This window comes from Stutzerimonas stutzeri (assembly GCF_018138085.1).
GTDB classification, from domain to species: domain Bacteria; phylum Pseudomonadota; class Gammaproteobacteria; order Pseudomonadales; family Pseudomonadaceae; genus Stutzerimonas; species Stutzerimonas stutzeri_AI.
Window position 1 is genome coordinate 4114471 of the sequence record NZ_CP073105.1, and the last position, 23704, is coordinate 4138174.

The 23704-nt window shown below is 63.9% G+C and carries 21 protein-coding genes; 15 read left to right on the top strand and 6 right to left on the bottom strand.

Annotated elements, in window-relative coordinates; all coding sequences use genetic code 11:
- Positions 1–226: 226 nt before the first annotated feature.
- The 4 genes from KCX70_RS18975 to KCX70_RS18990 all read left to right on the top strand — a co-directional run bounded on the left by KCX70_RS18975 (position 227) and on the right by KCX70_RS18990 (position 3620).
- Entirely contained in the window at positions 227–643 is a 417-nt protein-coding gene (locus tag KCX70_RS18975; protein ID WP_102853247.1) for a polyribonucleotide nucleotidyltransferase, read from the top strand.
- Positions 643–1575 carry a cation diffusion facilitator family transporter gene (locus tag KCX70_RS18980; protein ID WP_212618452.1) on the top strand — a complete coding sequence of 311 codons (933 nt, stop codon included), beginning with the start codon at positions 643–645 and terminating at the stop codon, positions 1573–1575. Before KCX70_RS18975 ends, KCX70_RS18980 begins: the two co-directional genes overlap by 1 nt.
- Before the next feature lie 1190 nt (positions 1576–2765).
- Positions 2766–3245 (top strand): Lrp/AsnC family transcriptional regulator, encoded by a 480-nt coding sequence (locus KCX70_RS18985; protein ID WP_021210253.1) that lies wholly within the window; start codon positions 2766–2768, stop codon positions 3243–3245.
- A 156-nt stretch (positions 3246–3401) separates the two neighbouring features.
- Entirely contained in the window at positions 3402–3620 is a 219-nt protein-coding gene (locus KCX70_RS18990) for a DUF2788 domain-containing protein (protein ID WP_021210252.1), read from the top strand.
- Between the two features lie 21 nt (positions 3621–3641).
- On the opposite strand, the gene KCX70_RS18995 is transcribed toward KCX70_RS18990, so the two are convergent.
- Entirely contained in the window at positions 3642–4265 is a 624-nt protein-coding gene (locus KCX70_RS18995) for a pseudouridine synthase (protein ID WP_212618453.1), read from the bottom strand.
- 323 nt (positions 4266–4588) lie between these two features.
- Between KCX70_RS18995 and urtA the strand changes: the two genes are divergently transcribed.
- From urtA to mgtA, 6 genes are all read left to right on the top strand, one after another.
- Positions 4589–5857 (top strand): urea ABC transporter substrate-binding protein, encoded by a 1269-nt coding sequence (urtA, locus tag KCX70_RS19000; protein WP_212618454.1) that lies wholly within the window; start codon positions 4589–4591, stop codon positions 5855–5857.
- Positions 5858–6058: 201 nt separating this feature from the next.
- Positions 6059–7630: an urea ABC transporter permease subunit UrtB gene (urtB, locus tag KCX70_RS19005; protein ID WP_212618455.1), complete on the top strand. Its 1572-nt coding sequence runs from the start codon at positions 6059–6061 to the stop codon at positions 7628–7630.
- A 214-nt stretch (positions 7631–7844) separates the two neighbouring features.
- Positions 7845–8924, top strand: a complete 1080-nt coding sequence (gene urtC / locus KCX70_RS19010; protein ID WP_212618456.1) for an urea ABC transporter permease subunit UrtC — start codon at positions 7845–7847, stop codon at positions 8922–8924.
- On the top strand, positions 8921–9757 hold the full coding sequence (gene urtD / locus KCX70_RS19015) for an urea ABC transporter ATP-binding protein UrtD (RefSeq protein WP_212618457.1): 837 nt from the start codon (positions 8921–8923) through the stop codon (positions 9755–9757). The genes urtC and urtD overlap by 4 nt, the downstream gene beginning before the upstream one ends.
- A 103-nt stretch (positions 9758–9860) precedes the next feature.
- Positions 9861–10559, top strand: coding sequence for an urea ABC transporter ATP-binding subunit UrtE (urtE, locus tag KCX70_RS19020; protein WP_102853240.1), 699 nt, complete (start codon positions 9861–9863; stop codon positions 10557–10559).
- Between the two features lie 105 nt (positions 10560–10664).
- On the top strand, positions 10665–14210 hold the full coding sequence (gene mgtA / locus KCX70_RS19025) for a magnesium-translocating P-type ATPase (RefSeq protein ID WP_212620388.1): 3546 nt from the start codon (positions 10665–10667) through the stop codon (positions 14208–14210).
- A 214-nt stretch (positions 14211–14424) separates the two neighbouring features.
- Here mgtA and KCX70_RS19030 read toward each other — a convergent pair whose 3' ends face one another.
- Genes KCX70_RS19030 through KCX70_RS19050 form a run of 5 tightly spaced genes read right to left on the bottom strand, consistent with a single transcriptional unit; the run spans position 14425 to position 18943 of the window.
- Positions 14425–15573, bottom strand: coding sequence for an ABC transporter substrate-binding protein (locus KCX70_RS19030; RefSeq protein ID WP_212618458.1), 1149 nt, complete (start codon positions 15571–15573; stop codon positions 14425–14427).
- A gap of 24 nt (positions 15574–15597) precedes the next feature.
- Entirely contained in the window at positions 15598–16305 is a 708-nt protein-coding gene (locus KCX70_RS19035) for an ABC transporter ATP-binding protein (RefSeq protein WP_212618459.1), read from the bottom strand.
- Positions 16292–17059, bottom strand: a complete 768-nt coding sequence (locus tag KCX70_RS19040; RefSeq protein WP_212618460.1) for an ABC transporter ATP-binding protein — start codon at positions 17057–17059, stop codon at positions 16292–16294. Before KCX70_RS19040 ends, KCX70_RS19035 begins: the two co-directional genes overlap by 14 nt.
- Positions 17052–18080: a branched-chain amino acid ABC transporter permease gene (locus KCX70_RS19045; protein WP_212618461.1), complete on the bottom strand. Its 1029-nt coding sequence runs from the start codon at positions 18078–18080 to the stop codon at positions 17052–17054. The genes KCX70_RS19040 and KCX70_RS19045 overlap by 8 nt, the downstream gene beginning before the upstream one ends.
- On the bottom strand, positions 18080–18943 hold the full coding sequence (locus KCX70_RS19050; RefSeq protein WP_212618462.1) for a branched-chain amino acid ABC transporter permease: 864 nt from the start codon (positions 18941–18943) through the stop codon (positions 18080–18082). Before KCX70_RS19050 ends, KCX70_RS19045 begins: the two co-directional genes overlap by 1 nt.
- A 425-nt stretch (positions 18944–19368) precedes the next feature.
- Here KCX70_RS19050 and KCX70_RS19055 point away from each other — a divergent pair, with 425 nt between their 5' ends.
- From KCX70_RS19055 to ureC, 5 genes are all read left to right on the top strand, one after another.
- The gene (locus tag KCX70_RS19055) at positions 19369–20202 is read left to right on the top strand and encodes an urease accessory protein UreD (RefSeq protein ID WP_212618463.1); all 834 of its coding nucleotides are present in this window, start codon (positions 19369–19371) and stop codon (positions 20200–20202) included.
- Between the two features lie 134 nt (positions 20203–20336).
- Positions 20337–20639 carry an urease subunit gamma gene (gene ureA, locus KCX70_RS19060; protein WP_102853233.1) on the top strand — a complete coding sequence of 101 codons (303 nt, stop codon included), beginning with the start codon at positions 20337–20339 and terminating at the stop codon, positions 20637–20639.
- A 65-nt stretch (positions 20640–20704) separates the two neighbouring features.
- Positions 20705–21214, top strand: a complete 510-nt coding sequence (locus KCX70_RS19065) for a GNAT family N-acetyltransferase (protein ID WP_102853232.1) — start codon at positions 20705–20707, stop codon at positions 21212–21214.
- Positions 21211–21516, top strand: coding sequence for an urease subunit beta (locus KCX70_RS19070; protein ID WP_212618464.1), 306 nt, complete (start codon positions 21211–21213; stop codon positions 21514–21516). The genes KCX70_RS19065 and KCX70_RS19070 overlap by 4 nt, the downstream gene beginning before the upstream one ends.
- A gap of 319 nt (positions 21517–21835) precedes the next feature.
- Positions 21836–23536, top strand: a complete 1701-nt coding sequence (gene ureC / locus KCX70_RS19075) for an urease subunit alpha (RefSeq protein WP_212618465.1) — start codon at positions 21836–21838, stop codon at positions 23534–23536.
- The last annotated feature ends 168 nt before the right edge of the window (positions 23537–23704 follow it).

The window sequence follows — 23704 nt, forward strand, 5'->3', positions numbered from 1 at the left end:
ACGTTTTTCCAACCCGTCAGCGCCCGGTACGGTGGATGGGTGACGCGTCATCCACCCTACGGATCACTTGCCCGCCGCAAGCCAGGTTCGACCGGCTGAACGCCCCTCGCAGGCGCTGCACAGCCCCTTGAACACCGGGGCGCAGAAGGCGGTCTGATGTCGAGAAAACATCACGCAGCTCTTGTGTAGCCCTTGTATAGTTGCGCCACTTTTTCCGGAGGTCCAAATGCGTACTCGTTCCCGTGTCATCGGCGGCGTGCTGGCCGTCTCCCTGTTCACTCAACTGGCGGCTTGCGGCACGCTGTTCTACCCCGACCGCCGTGGCCAGATCGATGGCCGCATCGACCCCGCCATCGCCGTGCTCAACGCGGTCGGCCTGCTGTTCTACCTCATCCCCGGCTTGATCGCCTTCGGCATCGACTTCGCCACCGGCGCGATCTACCTGCCCGACAACAGCTACTCCATGGCACCGGAAAAACTGCAGGAAGCCATCGGCGCCGATGGCGTAGTCGATCTGGCCAAGCTCAAGGCCATCATCGAGGCCGAAACCGGTCGCAGCCTGCCACTGGACGACCCGCGCCTGATCCAGCACAACGGCAGTGTCGAGCAGCTCGCCTCCTTCGGTCTGCGGCCTGCTGCCTGATGCAACACACCCGCGAGCGCAAAGGCGTCAGCGCCGAACACGCAAGGCTGATGCGCCGCGCCACGCGGCTGGCGTTGGCCGTGGCGCTGACGCTGGCTGCCAGCAAGGCGCTTGCCTGGTGGCTGAGCGGTTCGGTGAGCCTGCTGGCCGGCCTCACCGATTCCTTGCTGGACGGCGCCGCCTCGCTGCTCAATCTGCTGGCGGTGCACTACTCGCTGCGTCCCGCCGATGAAGACCATCGCTACGGTCACGGCAAAGCCGAGGCTTTGGCCGGACTTGGCCAGGGCGCCTTCATTTCGGTCAGTGCGATCCTCGTCTGCGTGCAAGGCGTCGACCGCATGCTGCACCCCGAGCCGTTGGGCGCACCGGCACTGGGCATCGCGGTCATGCTGCTGTCGCTGGCGCTGACCGTGGCGCTATTGATGTACCAGCGCCATGTGGTGCGTGAAACCGGCTCCACGGCGATCCGCGCCGATTCCCTGCATTACCGTTCGGACTTGTTGCTCAATACCAGCATCCTCGTCGCGCTGGTGCTGGCCGGCTATGGCTGGGAGCGCCTGGATGCGGTCTTCGGCATTGCCATTGCGCTCTATATTTTCTGGAGCGCGCTGAGCATCGTCCGCGAGGCCGGTGCGGTGCTGATGGATACCGAGCTGCCTCCGGAAATCAGTGAGGATATGCACCAGCTGGCCTGCGCGGTACCCGGTGTGGTCGGTTGCCACGACCTGCGCACCCGCGTCTCTGGGACCCGCTGGTTCGTGCAGATGCATCTGGAGTTGCCGGGGCAGTTGCCGTTGATCGAGGCGCATGCCTTGTGCGATCAGGTCGAGGCGGCGATACACGCCAAGTATCCGCGGGCGGAAGTGTTGGTGCATGCCGATCCGCTTGAGGTGGTCAGGGCGAAGGGTGATGCTGGACGCGTGCCTGCATAGCGCGCTGTTGTGGGGGCGGCCTTGGCCGCGAAGCCTTTTTGGGCTCTGGTCCATGTGGCCATACCTGTTGGCCGGGTTGGATGAGGCATTGGTTTCGCCCTGCTGGGCGAGTCACTTTTTCCAAACGCCCGGATGGCCGGCCCCTCAAAAGTAACCAAAAACGCTTGCCCCTGCATCCGGGTCTCGCTTCGCTCGACTTCCCTCACTCCATCGCTACTCCGAGGGTCGCCGCGCAAGGGCCATCCATGGCCCTTCATCGGGGGGACGCCTAGTCCTCTCGCGGCATCCATGCCGCTCGCCCCTCTGCGCAGCGATTCCATTCGGCCTCCTGAAAGGGGCGTTCGGCGGCGTCTGTTGGTCTGTGCCAGATATCAAAAGCCTAAGCATTGTGCAGTGGGCTTTAGAACGTAGGATGGGCGAAGCCCATCGCAAGAGCTTGATGGTTGCATCCATCCTACGAGACTGTTCGCCATTAAATGAGGAAGGCGCTTTGTTGCTGTTCAAAAACGTCCAGACGACTCGGTCCCGAGCCCCTTTCAGGAGGCCGAGCGTAGGCGTTGCGTAGGGGGTCGCGAGGCATGGATGCCGAGCGAGGAGCGATGGGCCAGGGATGGCCCTTCGCGACGACCCCCGGAGCAACGCCGTAGCGAGGGGAGTTTTGCGCAGCAAAACCCGGATGCAGGGGTGGCCTTCTTTTTGGTTACTTTTTCTTGGCCACTCAAGAAAAAGTGACTCGCCCAGCAGGGCGAAACCAATGTCCCAGCCCCCCCGGCAAGCGGGTGTACCACTCAGACCAAAGCTTAAAAGCTTCGCGGCCAAGGCCGCTCCCACAACAGCGCAATACACAGCGGCTAGGAACAGCCCCACCCACTTAACACCAAACAAAACCCCAAAACGAAAAAGACCACGCCGGGGCGTGGTCTCTTCGATTCGTTGGGCCGATGGTAACGGCTTCTTCACGCGGCGCCTCGTGAGCGTCGGGGGCCCGGACCGTCGACCTTGGTAAGGCGTTCGGAGGTCACGGCGGGGGTCGCGTGCCGTGTCCTTTCTGCCGGGGGCTGAAGTTGGATAAAGCTTACGCCCCGCCCGACGCTAGATGTTTGCGAATATTGCTCAAACAACCGCCACTTGCGCAATCCATACGCAACAACACATCATTTAGCGCAACAAGGCCAGCAGGACCAAACCAAATGAGCAAACTTGATCGCTACGATCTGCGCATCCTCCACGAACTGCAGCACGACGCACGGATATCCAACCAGGATCTCGCCGAGCGCATCGGCCTGTCACCCTCGCCCTGCTCACGGCGGGTGAAGCAGCTCGAGGACGACGGCTATATCGCCCGCCAGGTCGCGTTGCTGGATCGCAAGAAACTTGGCCTGACCCTGACCGCCTATGTACTCATCGGCATGGATCGGCACACACCGGAGCGCTTCGAGCATTTCGAAGGAGTGATCGGAAAATGCCCGGAGGTGCTGGAGTGCAGCCTCGTGACCGGCATGGATGCCGACTACCAGCTCAAAGTGGTGGTGCCGGATATGGAGCACTACCAAGCCTTCCTGCTCGGCACCCTGACCCGCATCGAAGGGGTGTCGAGCGTGCGGTCGAGCTTCGTCCTGCGGCAGGTATCGTCGAGCACGGAGCTGCCGCTGGAGCACCTGCGCAACTGAGACCGGATGCCGCTGACAGGCCGCGCGGCAGCCTGGTGGCGTATACTCGGCGCCGCCTTGCTATGCCCCGCGCGTCTTAAAAACGAGCCCTGCTCAGCCAACAATAGCCCGCCCGTTGTCATAGCCGTTGTCGTTACTAGCCACGCGGAGCGCTCGATGGAACCTGAAGTATTCGAAAAGTGGATGATGATCGTCCTGGTCGGCGGCCTTATGGCCTTCATGGCGTTCATCATCTGGGACCTGGCCAAGAAATCCAAAGCTGGCCGCCTCGGCACGGCGATCCTGTTCCTGGGCCTTGGCCTTTGCCTGTTCGCCTTCCTCGCCAAGCCGATCATCGGCTACATCATCGAAGTTTCGCAGGGCATCCCGCACTGATGCTGCACAGTGGCCGGCGCCTCACAAGTGCGCCGGCACTTCCCGCCACTCGCCTGGCTGCAAGCCGTCCAGCGACCAGGGCCCGATTCTGACCCGCACCAGCCGCAACGTCGGCAGCCCGACCGCGGCGGTCATCCGCCGGACCTGACGGTTACGCCCTTCTCTGATCACCAGTTCAAGCCAGCAGGTCGGCACGCTCTTGCGAAAGCGCACAGGTGGATTTCGTGGCCATAACTCGGGCTCATCCAACGCCCGAGCCTCCGCAGGCAGCGTCATGCCGTCGTTGAGTTCGACGCCCTCGCGCAGACGTTGCAGCTGCTCCTCGCTCGCCTCGCCTTCAACCTGCACCCAATAGGTCTTCGCCAGCTTGTGCTTGGGATCGGCGATCCGCGCCTGCAATTGCCCGTCATTGGTCAGCAGCAACAGGCCCTCGCTGTCGCGATCCAGTCGCCCGGCCGGGTATACGCCCGGAACCGGGACGAAATCCTTTAGCGTGGCGCGGCCGTCGGCATCGTTGAACTGCGTGAGTACGTCGAACGGCTTGTTCAACAGCAGCAGGCGCGGTTCGGCAGGCGGCGCCTTGGCGACTCGACGGGGCTGGGTACGCGCTGCGGCGGTGCGCGGTGGGCGGGGACGGCGCGACATGAGGGCTCCTGAGCGGGCCGATCATGCTATGGCGACAAGGCGATCCCCGCAAGCAGCCGCCCTGGCTTCGCCGGCTCGACCATCGACGAATCGCGAAAATCGTTTCGCACCACATGCGTGCAGCGCGCTGCCCCACGTCGCGTCGGCCGCCCCGTTTTCGTACCCGTCGGAGCCCTGCCCACATGAGGGCTCACTCAGACGAATGACCGCGAAGCCTTGTGCCAGAGCGCTCCGATGAAATTGGCACGGATGCTGCGATAGCGCCTGCAGTCCCGATGGACCAACCCCACCGTTGCGCATGGACAGCCAAGGAGCCGCCCACCATGAAACGCCGTCCTCTGATCAAGTCCACCCTCGCCGCCAGTGCCCTGATGCTCAGCGGTCTGTTCCCGTTCACCCTGCAGGCCGCCGAGACCATCAAGGTCGGCATCCTGCATTCGCTGTCCGGCACCATGGCCATTTCGGAAACCTCGCTGAAAGACATGGCGCTGATGACCATCGACGAGATCAACGCCAAGGGCGGCGTGCTCGGCAAGCAGCTCGAGCCGGTGGTGGTCGACCCGGCGTCCAACTGGCCGCTGTTCGCCGAGAAGGGCCGCCAGCTGCTGACCCAGGACAAGGTCGCGGTAACCTTCGGCTGCTGGACATCGGTGTCGCGCAAATCCGTGCTGCCGGTCTATGAAGAGCTCGACGGCCTGCTGTTCTACCCCGTCCAGTACGAAGGTGAAGAGCTGTCGCCCAACGTCTTCTACACCGGCGCCGCGCCAAACCAGCAGGCCATCCCGGCGGTCGAGTACCTGATGAGCGAAGACGGCGGCAGCGCCGAGCGCTTCTTCCTGCTCGGCACCGACTACGTCTACCCGCGCACCACGAACAAGATCCTGCGCGCCTTCCTGATCAGCAAGGGCGTGCCGGAATCGAACATCGAAGAGGTTTACACGCCTTTCGGTCACAGCGATTACCAGACCATCGTCGCGAACATCAAGAAGTTCTCCGCCGGCGGCAAGACTGCAGTGGTGTCGACCATCAACGGCGACTCCAACGTGCCGTTCTACAAGGAACTGGCCAACCAGGGCCTGGAAGCCACCGACGTCCCGGTCGTGGCCTTCTCGGTCGGTGAGGAAGAACTGCGCGGCATCGACACCAAGCCGTTGGTGGGGCACCTGGCGGCCTGGAACTACTTCCAGTCGGTGGAAAATCCGGTCAACGAAGCCTTCGTCAGCAAGTGGAAGGCTTATGCCAAGGCGAAGAACCTGCCGGGCGCCGACAAGGCGGTGACCAACGACCCGATGGAAGCCACCTACGTGGGCATCCACATGTGGGCGCAGGCGGTCGAGAAGGCCGGCACCACGGACGTAGGCAAGGTGCGTGATGCGCTGGCCGGCCAGACCTTCGAAGCGCCGAGCGGCTACACCCTGACCATGGACGAGAAAAATCACCACCTGCACAAGCCGGTGATGATCGGCGAAGTCCAGGACGACGGTCAGTTCTCGGTGGTCTGGGAAACCGAAAGCCCGGTCCGCGCGCAGCCGTGGAGCCCCTATATCCCGGGTAACGACAAGAAGCCGGATTACGCCGTCAAGAGCAACTGACCGAAAGCGCTGGAGGCTGAACGAATACGCCATCCTGTTCAGCCCACCAATGGCGTTTCGGGTGGCTGAAGCGGAACGTCGTTCGGCCCACCCACCCTACAGCGCTGTAACGATGGATGAAGCGCCGACGCCTTTTTCATCCACCTGTCGACCACCGCAAGCTCCACCAAGAGAGCACCGGGGTCCCTGGGGAATACCTAAATGAACACTGCCCTGTACCGAATATTTTTGCTGCTTCTGCTGGCTCTGCCCTGCGCAGCCCAGGCCGGGGACGCAGCCGATTACGCCAAGGCGAGCCCGGCCAAACAGGCCAAGCTGCTGGAGGACTGGGCCATCGCGCCGGCCCCCGAGCGTCTGGCACTGATCGAAGCACTGCGCGCCAATCGTGTTGTGATCGACAAGAACAAAACGCCGCTCGTCGAGGAAGGTGATAGTTATCGCGCCCTCGAAGGCGACGCCGAACCCGTCGGGACGCCGAAGAAGCTGCGCCTGAACAACCGTCTGCGCGGCTTGCTCAACACCGCACTGGCCAGCCATCAGCTATTCGCCGAAGACCCGGCGCAGCGCCTCGCCGCCGCCAAGCGCCTGCAGCGCAGCGGCCAACCGGAGCAGCTCCCACTCCTGCAACAGCGCCTCGACGCCGAGAACAATCCGGCTGTACGCGAAGCCCTCACCCTGACACTCGCCAACCTGCAACTCAGCGCCGAGGACCCGGCCGTGCGCCTCGCCGCCGTGCGTCTGCTCGGCGAAACCGGGGCGCCACTGGCTCGGGTCCGCCTGGAAAACCTGCTCGCCGATGAAGCCGAGACCGATACCGGCGTGCGCAAAGCGGCGGAAACCAGCCTGGCCCAGGTCAAACACAAACTGTTGATCGGCGAGCTGCTCGGCCAGGCCTTTAGCGGCTTGAGCCTGGGCAGCATCCTGCTACTCGCCGCGCTGGGCCTGGCGATCACCTTCGGCCTGCTCGGGGTGATCAACATGGCCCACGGCGAAATGCTGATGCTCGGCGCCTACGCCACCTACATGGTGCAGGTACTGATGGCGCGGCTCATGCCGGACGCCCTGGCGTTCTATCCACTGGTCGCGCTGCCGGTGGCCTTCTTCGTCACCGCCGCGGTCGGTATGGCGCTGGAACGCACTGTGATCCGACACCTCTACGGTCGCCCACTGGAAACCCTGCTGGCGACGTGGGGCATCAGCCTGATCCTGATCCAGCTGGTGCGTGTATTGTTCGGCGCGCAGAACGTCGAGGTCGCCAACCCGGGCTGGCTGTCCGGCGGTCTGCAGGTGTTGCCGAATCTGGTGCTGCCCTACAACCGCATGGTGATCATCGGCTTCGCGCTGTTCGTGGTGCTGCTGACCTGGCTCCTGCTGAACAAGACGCGCCTGGGCCTGAACGTGCGCGCCGTAACCCAGAACCGCAACATGGCCGCCTGCTGCGGCGTGCCGACCGGGCGCATCGACATGCTGGCCTTCGGGCTGGGCTCCGGCATCGCCGGGCTCGGCGGCGTGGCGCTGAGCCAGATCGGTAACGTCGGCCCGGACCTCGGCCAGGGCTACATCATCGATTCCTTCCTCGTCGTGGTGCTCGGCGGCGTCGGCCAGCTGGCCGGCAGCATCTTCGCAGCCTTCGGCCTCGGCATCGCGAACAAGATCCTCGAACCGCAGATCGGCGCCGTGCTGGGCAAGATCCTGATCCTCGCGCTGATCATCCTGTTCATCCAGAAGCGCCCGCAGGGACTGTTTGCGCTCAAAGGGAGGGTGATCGATTGAAGACTTCTCCCCGCCCGCTTCGCGCCCTTTGCGGGAGCGGACTTGTCCGCGAATTGGCGCCCAGCCGGCCCCTCAGCAACCGTAGGGCGGATGCAACCCGCCAATACGCAGTCGCCGTTCAGCACGTTCGCCGGGTTTCACCCGCCCTACGAAATTCCTCGCGGACACCGATCCCGCATTCGCGAGCAAGCTCGCTCCTACAGGAGAGCTGCGCATGAACCAGCCACTCGCAATCACGGCCGCGCATAAAGCCGGTCCGACACTCACCACCATGGCGCTCGGCGTAGTCCTAGCCGTCCTGCTGGCCATGCCGCTGCTGCACCTGCTACCCGCCGACAATGCCTTCCATGTGTCGGCCTATACCCTGACCCTGGTCGGCAAGATCCTCTGCTACGCCATCGTCGCGTTGGCGCTGGATCTGGTCTGGGGTTACGCGGGCCTGCTGTCCCTCGGCCACGGCCTGTTTTTTGCCCTCGGCGGCTACGCCATGGGCATGTACCTGATGCGCGAAAGCGCAGGCGACGGGCTGCCCGCGTTCATGAGTTTTCTCGCCTGGACCGAGCTTCCCTGGTACTGGTACGGCACCTCCAGCTTTCTCTGGGCAATGTGCCTGGTGGTGCTGGCACCGGGGCTGCTGGCCTTCGTCTTCGGCTTCTTTGCCTTCCGTTCGCGGATCAAGGGCGTGTACTTCTCGATCATGACCCAGGCGCTGACCTTTGCCGGCATGCTGCTGTTCTTCCGTAACGAAACCGGCTTCGGCGGCAACAACGGCTTCACCGACTTCAAGACCATCCTCGGCTTCTCGATCTCCGCCCCGGCTACCCGCGCCACGCTGTTCTTCGCCACCGTCGTGCTGCTCGCTGGCAGTCTGCTGCTCGGCTGGCGTCTGGCGCGCAGCAAGTTCGGCCGGGTGCTGACGGCGCTGCGCGATGCGGAAAACCGCCTGATGTTCTGCGGCTACGATCCACGCGGCTACAAGCTGTTCATCTGGACGCTGTCGGCCGTGCTCTGCGGCCTGGCCGGTGCGCTCTACGTGCCGCAGGTGGGCATCATCAACCCCAGCGAAATGGCGCCGACGCAATCCATCGAGGCGGCCGTCTGGGTCGCCCTGGGTGGGCGCGGCACCCTGATCGGCCCATTGCTCGGCGCCGGCATCGTCAACGGCATGAAGAGCTGGTTCACCGTGGCCTTCCCCGAGTATTGGCTGTTCGCCCTCGGCGCGCTGTTCATCGTCGTCACCCTGTACCTGCCGAAAGGCGTCATCGGCCTCATGAAGCGGAGGGGCGACCAATGAAAACCGCAGCCGTACCCGAATTGATCGACGCCAGCGGCAGTGGTCGCGATGCCATCGGCCTGGGCCGCGTGAAGACTGAAGGCCTGGATACCCGTCACGGGACCATCCTCAGCCTCGAAGACATCAACGTCAGCTTCGACGGCTTCAAGGCGCTCACCAACCTCAGTCTCTACATCGGCGTCGGCGAACTGCGCTGCATCATCGGCCCCAACGGCGCCGGCAAGACCACCATGATGGACGTCATCACCGGCAAGACCCGCCCCGACAGCGGCACCGCGTTCTTTGGCGACACCCTCGACCTGACGCGCATGAGCGAAGTGGAAATCGCCCAGTCCGGCATCGGTCGCAAGTTCCAGAAGCCCACGGTGTTCGAGGCGCTCTCGGTGTTCGAGAACCTGGAGTTGGCGCAGAAAACCGATAAATCCGTGTGGGCCAGCCTGAAGGCCAAACTCAACGGCGAGCAGAAGGATCGCATCGATGAAGTGCTGGCGACTATCCGCTTGGAAACCTCGCGCAATCGCCCGGCCGGGCTGCTCTCCCACGGCCAGAAGCAGTTCCTCGAGATCGGCATGCTCTTGATGCAGGACCCGCAGCTGCTGCTGCTCGACGAACCCGTCGCCGGCATGACCGACGCCGAAACCGAGTTCACCGCCGAGCTGTTCAAGAGCCTGGCGCGCAAGCACTCGCTGATGGTGGTCGAGCACGACATGGGCTTCGTCGACACCATCGCGGACCACGTCACCGTGCTGCACCAGGGCCAGGTGCTGGCCGAAGGCTCGCTCGAAACCGTGCAGAACGATGAGCGGGTGATCGAGGTGTATCTGGGGCGCTGACGCGCCCTGGCTTCAGGCTTCAGGCCATAGGCCGCAGGCAACAGCGCTTTTAGCCTGCAGCTTGCAGCCTGAGGCCTGCAGCCCAAAAAACAGGAATCGAGCCATGCTCCAAGTCGAAAAACTCCACCAATACTACGGCGGCAGCCACATTCTTCGCGGCCTGTCGTTCGACGCCCGGATCGGCGAAGTCACCTGCCTGCTCGGGCGCAACGGCGTCGGCAAGACCACCCTGCTCAAATGCCTGATGGGCCTGATCCCAGCCAAGGAAGGCGCGGTGAGCTGGGAAGGCAAGCCGATCACCGGTTTCAAGCCGCACCAGCGCGTACACGCCGGTATCGCCTACGTGCCGCAGGGGCGCGAAATCTTTGGGCGGCTGACCGTCGAGGAAAACCTGCTGATGGGGCTGTCGCGTTTCAGCGCCAAAGAGGCCAAGGAAGTGCCCGAGTTCATCTACGAGCTGTTCCCGGTGCTCAAAGAGATGAAGCACCGCCGCGGCGGCGACCTCTCCGGCGGCCAACAGCAGCAACTGGCCATCGGCCGGGCGCTGGCGAGCAAACCGCGACTGCTGATCCTCGACGAACCCACCGAAGGCATCCAGCCCTCGGTGATCAAGGAGATCGGCGCGGTGATCAAGAAGCTTGCTGCCCGCGGCGACATGGCGATCCTGCTGGTAGAGCAGTTCTATGATTTTGCCGCCGAACTGGCCGACCAGTACCTGGTGATGAGCCGCGGCGAGATCATCCAGCAAGGGCGTGGCGAGAACATGGCGAGCGAGGGTGTACAACGCCTGGTTGCCATCTAGCCTTGCTGCAGGATCCGCGCAAGCCGCGTGATCGGTGTCAATGCCCCCAAGCGTCGGCAGGGAGAGCATGAGCACCTGTTGATCTCCTGTATCGAGGTGCGCCGCATGCGCCACATGGACGACTCCTCCCGCCCGACCGAACATGCCTCGCGCATGGTCTGGTTTTCATGGCTGCTGGGGGCAGCCATGCTCGGAGCGCTTGTAGTCGGCGTCCTGCAACTGTCCGATGCCGGTCATTTCGAGCGCGTGTTCCAGCAGGCCGAGCCAGGCTGGCTGCTAGTGGCGGTCGTCTTGCAGGGCCTGACCTACGTTGCGCAGGGCCAGCTTTACCGCACGGTGCTGGCAGCTGCGGGGGCGGCGCTGCCGCTGTGGGATGCGACCAAGATCAGCCTGACCAAATTGTTCATCGACCAGGCCCTGCCCTCGTCCGGTTTCAGTGGCGCGGTCGCCGTCGTCGCGATGCTGCAGCGGCGTGGCATCGAGCTGTCGCAAGTCTCGAGCTGCTTCATCGTCAGCGTCTCGTCCTATTTCGCGGCCTATTTGCTGGCGCTCGCCGCGGCGCTGGTGGTCGCAGTCGGCAGCGGCCATGGCAGCCTGGCGGTTATAGCCACCAGCGCGGCGTTCATGCTGTTCTGCTGTCTGATGACCATTGCCGCGCCACTGATCGCCGGGCTAGGACAAAGCCGCTTGGCCAGACGCCTGCAGAACGTTCGCTGGATGCAACGCCTGCTGGCGATGGTATTGGCCGCAGATCCCCATCTGACCCGTAGCCCTGCGCTGCTCTTGCGCGCGAGCGGCTACTCGCTCGCCATCGTCTTGCTCGACGCGCTGACCGTCTGGGCGCTGCTCTTCGCGGTCGGCCATTCGGCACCCTTCACCGGCATCTTCGCGAGCTTCATGCTGGCCAGCGTGTTGCGCAGCGTCGGCATCGTCCCGGGGGGATTGGGCGCATTCGAAGCGGCCTCGGTAGCCACTCTCAGCTGGGCCGGCGTGCCCCTGGCAGCAGGCCTTTCAGCCACCCTGCTGTTTCGTGCCCTGAGCTTCTGGTTGCCGATGCTGCCCGGATTCTGGCTGTCCAGAAAAGCACTGCATGCACGGCCGGAAGACGACAACAGCGAAGCGGCGGCAGACTATTGGAGCGTGCCGCTGGACGCGCTCCATGAGCGCCTACAGGCGGGTCCGGACGGCCTGCGCAGCGAGCAGGCCGCCTCTCGCCAGCCCTCGGTTCAGCATGCACACCGTCTCGGGCTGCCCGGCGTGATCGCGAGCTCGCTGGCTCGCCAGCTGGCCAGTCCACTGGTGCTGATCCTGTTGATCGGTGCCGCTGTCGCGCTGGTCGCCCAGGACTGGCTGGACGCGTTGATCGTTCTGACCATCGTGATCGCCAGCGCACTGGCCGGCAGCCTGCACGAGGTCCGTTCCAACCGGGCCATTGCGCGACTGCGCGAGCAGGTGGCCAGCCGTGCCGATGTCTGGCGCGACGGACGCATCCAGAGCATTCCGGCAAGCGAAGTGGTGCCCGGCGATCTCATCGAACTGTCAGCCGGCAGCCTGATTCCGGCCGATGGCCGGCTGGTGGAGGCGCGCGACTGCTTCGTCAACCAGGCGCTGCTGACCGGCGAGACTTTTCCGGTGCAGAAAGACGCGGGCCAGATCGCCGCCGACACCGGCCTTTCACAGCGTGACAACTGCCTGTTCCGCGGCACCTCGCTGCGCAGCGGCACCGCGCGACTGCTGGCGGTGCGCTGCGGCGTGCACACCGAACTGGGGAATATCGAGCGCTCACTGGTGCTGCGCCCGCCGGAAACCGAATTCGAGCGCGGCCTGCGCCACTTCGGCGGGCTGCTGTTGCGGGTCATGCTGGTCATGGTTACGGCGGTGCTGGGGCTCAACCTGTTTCTCGACCGCCCGCCACTGGACACCCTGATGTTCGCCATCGCCTTGGCCGTCGGGCTGTCGCCGGAGCTGCTCCCGGCGATCCTCAGCGCAACGCTCTCAGCAGGCGCCCAGCGCATGGCCGGGCGCGGCGTAATCGTGCGCCATCTCAATGCCATCGAGAACCTCGGTGCGATGGACACGCTCTGCACCGACAAGACCGGCACATTGACCCGCGGCGTGGTGGCGCTGGACGGCGCTCTGGATGTCAACGGCCAGCCCAGCGCAACGGTCCTGCGCATGGCGTGGCTCAATGCCTCGCTGCAGACAGGCCTGCGCAACCCGTTGGACGAATCGATCTGCGACCACGCGAGCAGCCAGGCGCCGACGATGGCCAGCGCCGATAAGCTCGACGAGATTCCCTACGACTTCGTCCGCAAGCGCCTGAGCGTGCTGGTACGCGACGCCGACCAGCCCACGCCGAGACTGGTCTGCAAGGGCGCGCTGGACAATGTGCTGCAGGCCTCAGAGAGCCTGCAGCAGGGTGATGCCGTACTGCCATTGACCGAGACCCGTCGCGAGGCGCTGAATGCGAGGTTCGCCAGCTGGAGCGCCGCCGGCTACCGTGTGCTCGGGCTCGCCTGGCGCCCGCTCGAGCGCGAGCGCTGCAGTGTCGACGATGAACAGGGCCTGGTCTTCGCCGGCTTCTTGCTGTTCTTCGATCCGCCCGAACCGGGCGTGCGCGACGAGCTGACGGCCCTGCGCGAACTCGGCGTCGCAGTGAAGATCATCAGCGGCGACAACCGCCTGATCGCCCGGCAGGTGGCCGAGAGCGTCGGCATCGATGTCGAACGCGTCATCACCGGCGCCGAGTTGGTGCAGATGCGCGACGAGGCGCTGATCAACCTGGCGCCACGGGTCAGCCTGTTTGCCGAGGTCGATCCCAACCAGAAGGAGCGCATCATCCGCGCGCTACAGAAGACCGGCCACGTGGTCGGTTTTCTCGGCGACGGCATTAACGACGCGCCGGCGCTACACGCAGCCGACGTCGGCATCTCGGTGGACAACGCGGTGGATGTGGCCAAGGAAGCTGCCGACTTCGTCCTGCTGCGACACGAACTCGGCCTTGTCCGCCAGGGCATCGACGAAGGCCGGCGCACCTTCGCCAACACCTTGAAGTACATCTACCTGACCACCAGCGCCAACTTCGGCAACATGATCAGCATGGCGCTGGCATCGTTCTTTCTACCGTTCTTGCCGCTGCTGGCCAAACAGATTCTGCTCAACAACTTTCTGTCCGACATCCCGGCCATTGGTCTGGCTGGTGACCGCGTCGATGCTGACTGGTCGCGCACGCCCCATCGTTGGGACATCAGCGAGGTGCGCCGCTTCATGATCACCTTCGGCCTGATCAGCTCGGCCTTCGACCTGCTCACCTTCGGCCTGCTGGTCTACCTGGTCGGTGAACAGCCGGAGCTGTTCCGCAGCGGCTGGTTCGTCGAGTCGCTGATCACCGAGCTCGTGATCATCTTCGTGGTGCGCACGCACAAGCCGTTCTACCGCAGCCGTCCAGGGCGCTTCCTGCTGGCAAGTTCGATCATCATCGGCGTGCTGACGGTGCTGCTGCCCTATACGCCGGTCGGCGGTTGGTTCGCCTTGCAGCCACTGCCGGTATCGGTCCTGAGCGCGGTACTGCTGATCACCGTGCTCTACGCAGCCTGCTCGGAATGGGCCAAGCAGCGCTTCTTCGCTCGCACGAGCGGCTCCCGGCAATGAGCGACTTCGAGGCCCAGAGCCTAGCGGACGGATCGCAACGAGTGAACGGAGCTTTCAGGCCCAACAAAGGTTATGTGCACGGCAAGGAAAAAGACCGGCCCGCCCCTATCCTAGCGGGACGTCACCCACGACCCAGCTAGGCAGCAGGGCACTATCGGCGCTCGTAAGCAGATCAGGAAACCGTCAGAAAATTTTCGAAGAATCTGGTGGCTGGCTACTCGCCGATCTGCTTGCTGACGATCTTGCCGCCTTCCACCACGGCCATGGTGGTCGGCGTGATAAAGCCGCCGTTGTCGGTCATGCCCTGCACCGAATAGAGGTTGAACTTCGGGTCCATGGTCGTCAGCGCTTCGCCCATCTTGGCTCTGACCTGCTGCGGTTCGGTGGTGCCTGCGAGCTCCATGGCCTTGGCCAGCGCATGGAAGGCCAGGTAGTTGTAGGCAGCCTCAGAGCCCGGCACTTTGCCGTGCGCCTTCTGGTAGCGATCGATGAAGACCTTGGCGACCTCGCTGTCGTACTCGGACAGCGGCACGACGCCCACGGAGCCTTCCAGCAGATCCAGGCCACCGGTGGCCGCGGCGATTTCGTCCAGCTTGGCCTGGTCCATGACGATGAAGCCGCCCTGGAAGCCCAGCTGACGCGCCTGCTGCATGACCAGACCGGTGGGCTCCGAGGCGCCGCCGACGAACATCACATCCGGGTTCTCGGCGATCACCCGGCTGACGCCGGTGTAGAAGTCGGTCGACTTGTTGTAGTCCATGGGATTGCTGGCAACGATCTCACCGCCCTTCTGCTGCCAGGCCTTGGTCATCATGTCGGTCCAGATCTTGGCGTACTCGTGGGTCGCGCCGGCAATCCCGAGCTTCTTGCCGTAATGCTTGAGTGCGTAGTCGGAGAAGGCATCCACGTAGCCGGTGAATTCCGGCGGAATGCGCACCGTCAGCGGATTGCCCTGCTGGGTGACCGAGGGCACGCTGGTGTAGGCCATGATGAGGAAGTCGTCGGCGACGTTGAAGTCCTGCAAGGCGAACACGCCGCCGGTGTGCGGCACGAACACGGCCGCGGCGTTCGATTCCTTCACCAGGCGCTTGGCATTGGTGGCGGCCTGGCTCGGCGAATATTTGTCATCCAGGCTGATGAGGTTGACCTTGTAGGTCTCGTCGCCGATCTTCAGGCCCCCGGCCTCGTTGGCGTCATCGACTGCCATGCGCAGGCCGGACAGGGTGTTCTCGCCGTAGAGCGCGGCGCCGCCGCTCAGCGGGCCGGTGAAGCCGATGGTGAGGGTCTGTTCGGCATACACGCTGCCGGCCTGGGCCGCGGTCAGGGTGGCAATCGCCAATCCAAGCGCTTTGAGCGTTTTCATTGTTGTCTCCTTGGTCATGACTGATCAGGCGCCAATGTAGGCTTTGCGCACGGCTTCGTTACCCAGCATGGCCTGCTGGTCGCCTTCCATCACCAGGCTGCCGCCCTCGATGACATAGGCGCGGTGGGCGATCTTCAACGCCGCGAAGGCGTTCTGTTCGGCCAGCAGCACGCTGGTGCCGGACCCGTTGATCCGCGAGATCACCTCGAACATCTGATTGACCACCAACGGCGCCAGCCCCAGCGAGGGCTCATCGAGCATCAGCAGCCGCGGGCGACTCATCAGCGCGCGACCGATCGCCACCATCTGCTGCTGGCCACCACTCAGCGAGCCGGCGGGCTGGTTGCGCTTGTCGTGAAGTATGGGGAACAGCTCGAGCACGTCCTGCAGGTTGCGCTTGTTGCCCTCGCCGTCGCGCCGGTGCAGGTAGGCCCCGAGCGCGAGATTCTGCGAGACCGACATCTGCGGGAACAGCTTGCGCCCCTCCGGGCAATGCACCACGCCCGCAGCGACCAGCCCCGACGGCTTGAGCCCGTCGATGCGTTTGCCCTCCAGTGTGATGGTTCCGGAAGTTGGCTTGAGCAGTCCGCTGATGGTGTTGAACAAGGTGGTCTTGCCCGCGCCGTTGGCCCCGAGAAGGACCACCAGTTCGCCAGCGCCAACCGTCATCGAAACCTGAGTAAGCGCCTTGAAACTGCCGTAGCAGACATCGACCCGATCAAGCTGCAGCATCGTAGTCGCTCCCCAGGTAGGCTTCGATGACGGCGGGGTTGGCCTTGATCTCGGCAGGCGTGCCCTCGGCGATCTTCTCGCCGTAGTTGAGCACCATGATCTTGTCCGCCAGGCCCATGATCATGTCCATCTTGTGTTCGATCAGGCACACGGTCAGGCCGTGTTCGGGCATCTTGCGGATCAGCTCGGCCAGGCCTTCGGTCTCCTCGGGATTGACGCCCGCCGCCGGCTCATCGAGCAGCACCAGCTTCGGTTCGGTGGCCAATGCCAGGGCAAAGGCGACGCGCTTGCGTTCTTCCTGGGAGATATCCAGCACCACCCGATTCTCCAGATGTGCAAGCCCGACGAAGTCCAGCGCGGCGCGGGCTTTTTCGCGGCATTCGCGCTCCTCGCGTTGCAGGCGTTTGGAGTTGATCAGCACGTCCCACAGGCCCGAATGGGTGCGCAAACGGTGACCGACGATAAGGTTGTCGAGCACCGTGGCCTGCTCGAACAGGTGCGTGGTCTGGAAGGTGCGGCCGACACCGAGCCGAGCCACACGGTCGCAGCGCATCCGCGAGACATCCTGACCGTCGATAAGGATGCGCCCGGAGCTGGGCTTGTGCACGCCGGAAATCAGGTTGAAAAAGGTGCTCTTGCCGGCGCCGTTGGGACCGATGATGGCGTTGATCTTGCGCGCCTCGAACTCGACGCTGACGTCGTGTACCGCCGCCAGCCCGCCGAACATCTTGGTCAGGTTTTCGACCTTAAGCATTGTTGTTCACCTCGTTGCCTGGGGCGACTTTGCTACCGGCACGCGGGTCATTCGCCCTCGCTGCTGCGGTGTCCTTGCGCAGCTTCCAGCCGAGAAAGGTACCGATGACGCCGCGCGGCATGAAGATCACCAGCACCACGATCAGCGGGCCAAAAATGATCATCCGGTAGTCTTCGAGGAACTGCAGCGACTGAGTGATCCAGACGACTCCGACGGTGCCGGCCAGCGGACCGAACAGGGTGCCGAAGCCACCGACCAGCAGGTAGGTGATCATGTCGAAGGTGTGGTTCGGGTTGGCCTCCTCCGGGCCGATGAAGCGGATCATCGAGGCATAGAGCGCTCCGGCGACACCCGCGTAGGTGGTCGACAGGACGAAGGCCAACAGCTTGTTGCGCATCAGGTCGATGCCCAGCGATTGGGCCAGCGCATCCCCATTGCGGATCGCCATGAAGGTACGCCCCAACAAGGACGAGGCCAGACGCCCGACGAACCAGATCGCCAGGACCAGAAACAGCAGCGCCAGGTAGTAGAAAGGCACCGTCTGGCTGAAGTCCACCAGCCCGAAGCCATCCGGCGCGGCGATGCCGCGAATACCGATGGCGCCGTGGGTCAGCTCCTCCCACTTGTCGATCAGCAGATAGATGATGAAGCCGACGCAGAGCGTGAAGATCGCGAAGAAGTGTTCCTTCAGGCGCAGCGAGACAACGCCGACAAGCGCACCAATGGCGGCCGAAACCAGCGCCGCCGCCACGAACGCTGGCCAGAAATTCCAGCCATGATCAGCAGTGAGAATCGCCAGGGTGTAGGCGCCGATGGCAAAAAAGCCGCCGTGGGCCAGGTTCAGCTGGCCGCAGTAGCCGGTGATGATGTTCAGGCCGTAGACCGCGATGGCCCAGACGAAGGCGCTGGCCATTACGTAGACCTGATATTCGCTCTTGGCGAACAGCGGGAACGCCAGGGCGAAGGCCAGCACCGCCAGCTTGCAGCCGCGGCCGGTCAGTAAAGAGGCGAAACGATGCATCAGTGAGCCCCCTTGGCGAACAGCCCGGTTGGGCGCAACGACAGGATCACCACCAGCAGCGAGAAGGCGATGATGTCCTTGTAGTCGGAGGACAGGTAGAAGCCACCGAAGCTTTCGGCGAAGCCGAGGATCATCGCGCCGAGAATGGCACCGGGAATGCTGCCCATGCCGCCCAGCACGATGATGACGAAGGCCTTCATGATCACCAGATGGCCCATCGCCGGGTACACCAGGTTGATCGGTGCATAGAGCGTCGCGGCGAAGGCGGCGAGCATGCCGGAGATGGCGAAGGTCAACATCGCCACGCGGTTAGCGTCGATTCCGACGAGAAAGGCGCCTTCGCGGCTCTGCGCCATGGCGATGATGGTCGAGCCGAGCATCGTCTTGCGCAGGAACAGGTGCAGCGCCAGCATCAGGGTAAAGGCGCCGACGATGATCAACAGGCGCTGCTCGGGAATGATCAACCCGTCGAAGTTGAGGATGCCACCGTAGGGCGAGGCCATGCGGCGGAAGTCCGAGCCCCAGAACATCTGCACCACCGCTTCGAGAAACAGCAGGATGCCGATCGCTGCGATCTTGTCGTGGATCGGCGGCGCATTACGCAACGGATGGAAGACCAACCGCTCGCACAGCACCGCCAGCGCGGCCACCACCAGGCCGGACAGCAGCATGGCGATCCAGTAGTGCAGGCCGATGTCGGTCATGAAAAAGTAGGACGCGAACGCCCCGACCATGTACAGCGCGCCGTGGGCGAAATTGGGAATGTGCAGGATGCCGTAGACGAGCGTCAGGCCAAGGGCGACCAGCCCGTAGATGCTGCCCAGGGTCAGGCCGTTGAGCACTTGCTGAAACAGTAGATTCAATGCGGCGTCTCCGTGGATCTTGTTGTTATGGGTGCCACCGAGTGATTACCGAGGGGCATCGGAACTGCGCCTGACTGACATTGGCACTCGCTTGCACCCCCGTCAAACGAGCAGCCTGGAAGAGATAAAGGGCCATAAAGCAGCGTGATGCTCGCAACAATCTGTTTCAGCGGCTCGGCCCGTCGATCCGACCAAGCGCAAGCAGGGCTAGCCTGAACGGGCCGGTCGATACGCACCAAACCAGGTCATCCATCACTCAAAGTCCTGGTAGCGCACCATCCGGGGGCATCAGCTTCGTGCAGCCGGGCCGTTCGGACCGATTCGTTTAGCCCCTCACACCCAGCGAGTCCCGCCCAGCGCACCGCCGTGGCGCGAAAGGCACAACAATTGCTCGACTCTGTCATCGACATTGCTGATCACGGCCCATGACTGCCCTTACGCCACTGTTCACGCCTCACTGGAACGCCGAACTCGAACTGGGCTATGCCCGTTTCGACGAGTCGACACGTCCGGTGTTGCGCCGGCACAGCGGGCCTTTGAGAGTCCAGAAGCACCTTTATCCCGAGGGGCCGGAGGTCTGTCAGCACATCATCGTGCACCCACCGGGCGGCATTGCCGGCGGGGATCGGCTGGACATCAGCGCCGGGGTCGGCAGCGGTGCCTGGGCACAGCTGACCAGCCCTGGCGCGGCAAAGTGGTATCGGGCGGTCGGCCCGGCTTTCCAGAACGTGCAATTGCGTGTCGAGGCCGGCGCGACGCTGGAATGGCTGCCGCAGGAAACCATCGTCTATTCAGCAGCGCAGGCCGAGCTCACCACGTCCATCGAACTGGAGGGCGATGCCCGGTTGTTTTACTGGGACATCATGGCGCTGGGCCGGCCGGCCAGCGGCGAGCGCTTCGACGCGGGCCACTTCCAGGCACTGCTGAACATCCGCCGTGACGGGGAACTGCTCTGGCATGAGCGCCAGCGCGTGAGGGGCAACGATGGCCTGCTGGACTCGCCCATCGGGCTCGATGGCAACCCGGTTTTCGCCACGCTGATCGTGACCGGCGAGATCGATGCCGAGCTGATGGAGCGCTGCCGCGAACTTCCGAGCCGGGTTCGGGGTGACCTGACCCAGTTGCCGGGCCTGGTCATTGGCCGCTGTCTGGCCAGTGAAGCCCTGCACGCCCGCGCCTGGCTGATCGAGATGTGGCGCCTGCTGCGCCCTGCGGTGCTGGGCCGCGAGGCGGTGCCGCCGAGGATCTGGAGCACATGAACACGGTGGGTAAGGCTTGCCGTTACCCATATATGCCGGCGTGCCGCAGTGGCGCACCGGACTGATTAGCTGCGTGGTTTCGACCACTCGCCGGTTGATGTAAAAGCGACATTCACCCAACGACTGGAGCCTTTATGGATTTGTCGCCAAGAGAAAAGGACAAGATGTTGATCTTCACCGCCGGGCTGGTGGCTGAGCGTCGCCTCGCCCGCGGGTTGAAGCTCAACTACCCGGAGGCCATGGCCTACATCTCGGCCGCGCTGCTGGAGGGCGCCCGCGACGGCCAGACGGTCGCCGAGCTGATGCACTACGGCACGACACTGCTCAGCCGCGAACAGGTCATGGAAGGCGTGCCGGAGATGATCCCGGAGATTCAGGTGGAAGCGACGTTCCCCGACGGCACCAAGCTGGTCACCGTGCATCAACCAATACCCTGAAAGAGAGGTCAATGTCTGTTGCGGCCATGCCGTGATGACCCCGAACCGCTTGAAGGATTTTCACCGTGCAGATACGTGACGCCCTGGACGCCGACCTCGACGGCATCCTGCAGATTTACAACGACGCCGTGCAAAACAGCACGGCGATCTGGAACGACAACGCGGTCGATCTCGATAACCGCCGCGCCTGGCTGGCCGAGCGCCACGAACAGAACTACCCCGTCCTGGTGGCGATCGACGACCACGGGCAGGTAGCCGGCTACGCCTCCTTCGGCCCCTGGCGCCCGCATGACGGTTTTCGCCATACCGTGGAGAACTCGGTCTACGTCGGCCCCGGCCATCGTGGCAGCGGCATCGGTCGCCGCCTGATGCAGGCGTTGATCGAACGCGCCCGGCAGCTGGAGAAGCACGTGATGATCGCCTTTATCGAAAGCGAGAACCGCGCCTCGATCCATATGCATCAGCAGCTTGGCTTCATTCACGTCGGCCAGATGCGCCAGGTGGGCTGCAAGTTCGGCCGCTGGCTGGACCTGACCATGATGCAACTAACCTTGAACAGGACGTCCAATCCATGATTCCCGGCGAATACCAGATCCAGGATGGCGACATCGAGCTCAACGCCGGCCGCCGCACGCTGACCCTCTCCGTGGCCAACAGCGGCGACCGGCCGATCCAGGTCGGCTCGCACTATCACTTCTTCGAAACCAACGACGCGCTGGCCTTCGACCGCGCCGCCACCCGCGGCATGCGCCTGAATATCCCGGCCGGCACCGCGGTGCGTTTCGAACCGGGACAGAGCCGCGAGGTAGAGCTGGTCGAGCTGGCTGGCGAGCGACGGGTGTTCGGCTTTGCCGGGCGGGTGATGGGGAAGCTCTAAAGGCCGGAACGAGCGCTGGAAGCTGGAGGCTGGACGAAAGAGCAGAGAGACCGACGCTGCCTTTTCGTCCAGCCTTCCAGCCTCCAGAGAACGGCAGGCTCGTAGGGTGGATGGCCAACCCCGTGGGAAAACGCCGAAGACTTTTCCACCAGCACATTTCCGTTGGACAAGCTTCGCGTTGTCCACCCTACGGTCCACCCTTGAAGAGCGGCCAAAGCTCGGCCGCGACGGGACAGACCAACGCCGATCAGCCCCCTCTCCCTCCGGGAGAGGGTTGGGGTGAGGGCAAAGCCAATGCAGGGACCGACAGGGAGCCCCGATGAAGATCAGCAGACAAGCCTACGCCGACATGTTCGGCCCCACCGTTGGCGACAAGGTGCGCCTGGCCGACACCGACCTATGGATCGAGGTCGAGAAGGACTTCACCACCTACGGCGAAGAAGTGAAGTTCGGTGGCGGCAAGGTGATCCGCGACGGCATGGGCCAGGGCCAGCTGTGCGCTGCCGATGTAGTCGACACGCTGATTACCAACGCGCTGATCCTCGACCACTGGGGCATCGTCAAGGCGGACGTGGGCCTCAAGGACGGCCGCATTGCCGCCATCGGCAAGGCCGGCAACCCGGACATCCAGCCGGACGTGACCATCGCCATCGGCGCTGCAACGGAAGTCATCGCCGGCGAAGGCATGATCCTCACCGCCGGCGGCATCGACTCGCACATCCACTTCATCTGCCCGCAGCAGATCGAGGAGGCATTGATGAGCGGTGTCACCACCATGATCGGCGGCGGCACCGGCCCCGCCACTGGCACCAACGCCACCACCGTCACGCCCGGCCCCTGGCACATGGCGATGATGCTCAAGGCGGCAGACGCCTTCCCAATGAACATTGGCTTCACCGGCAAGGGTAACGCCTCGCTGCCCGAACCGCTGATCGAGCAGGTCAAGGCCGGCGCCATCGGCCTCAAGCTGCACGAAGACTGGGGCACCACCCCGGCGGCCATCGACAACTGCCTGAGCGTGGCGGACCAATACGACGTGCAGGTGGCGATCCACACCGACACCTTGAACGAGTCCGGCTTTGTCGAGACGACGCTCGGCGCCTTCAAGGGCCGCACCATCCACACCTACCACACCGAAGGCGCTGGCGGCGGGCACGCGCCGGACATCATCAAAGCCTGTGGTTTTCCCAACGTGCTGCCGAGTTCCACCAATCCGACGCGGCCCTTCACCCGCAACACCATCGACGAGCACCTGGACATGCTCATGGTTTGCCATCACCTGGACCCGAGCATCGCCGAGGATGTGGCTTTCGCCGAGAGCCGCATTCGCCGCGAAACCATCGCCGCCGAGGACATCCTGCATGATCTGGGCGCCTTCTCGATGATCAGCTCCGATAGTCAGGCGATGGGTCGGGTCGGCGAGGTCATCACCCGCACCTGGCAAACCGCCGACAAGATGAAGAAGCAGCGCGGCGCCCTGCCAGGCGATGGCGCGGGCAACGACAACTTCCGCGCCAAGCGCTACATCGCCAAGTACACCATCAACCCGGCGATCACCCACGGCGTGAGTCACGAAGTCGGCTCGATCGAAGTGGGCAAGTGGGCCGATCTGGTGCTATGGCGTCCGGCCTTCTTTGGCGTGAAACCGACGCTGATCCTCAAGGGCGGCGCCATCGCCGCCAGCCTGATGGGCGACGCCAACGCCTCGATCCCGACCCCGCAGCCGGTGCACTACCGGCCGATGTTCGCCAGCTACGGCGGCTCGCTGCATGCGTCGAGCTTTACCTTTATCAGCCAGGCGGCCTTCGAGGCCGGCGTGCCGGAGCAGCTGGGGTTGAAAAAGAAGATCGGTGTGGTCCGGGGTTGCCGCCAGGTGCAGAAGAAGGATCTGATCCACAACGACTACACACCGGACATCCAGGTCGACCCGCAGAACTATCAGGTGCGCGCCGATGGCCAGCTGCTCTGGTGTGAGCCGGCCGAGGTGCTGCCGATGGCGCAGCGGTATTTCCTGTTCTGACGGACCAGACGCCACCTCTGTAAGAACGGTCTTGACCGCGATATTTTCACTGCGAGGCCGCGCCCTTCGCGGTCGAGACCGCTCCCACGATTTGCCATGCCCCTGGGGGCAGTCTTGACCGCGATATTTTTACTGCGAGGCCGCGCCCTTCGCGGTCGAGACCGCTCC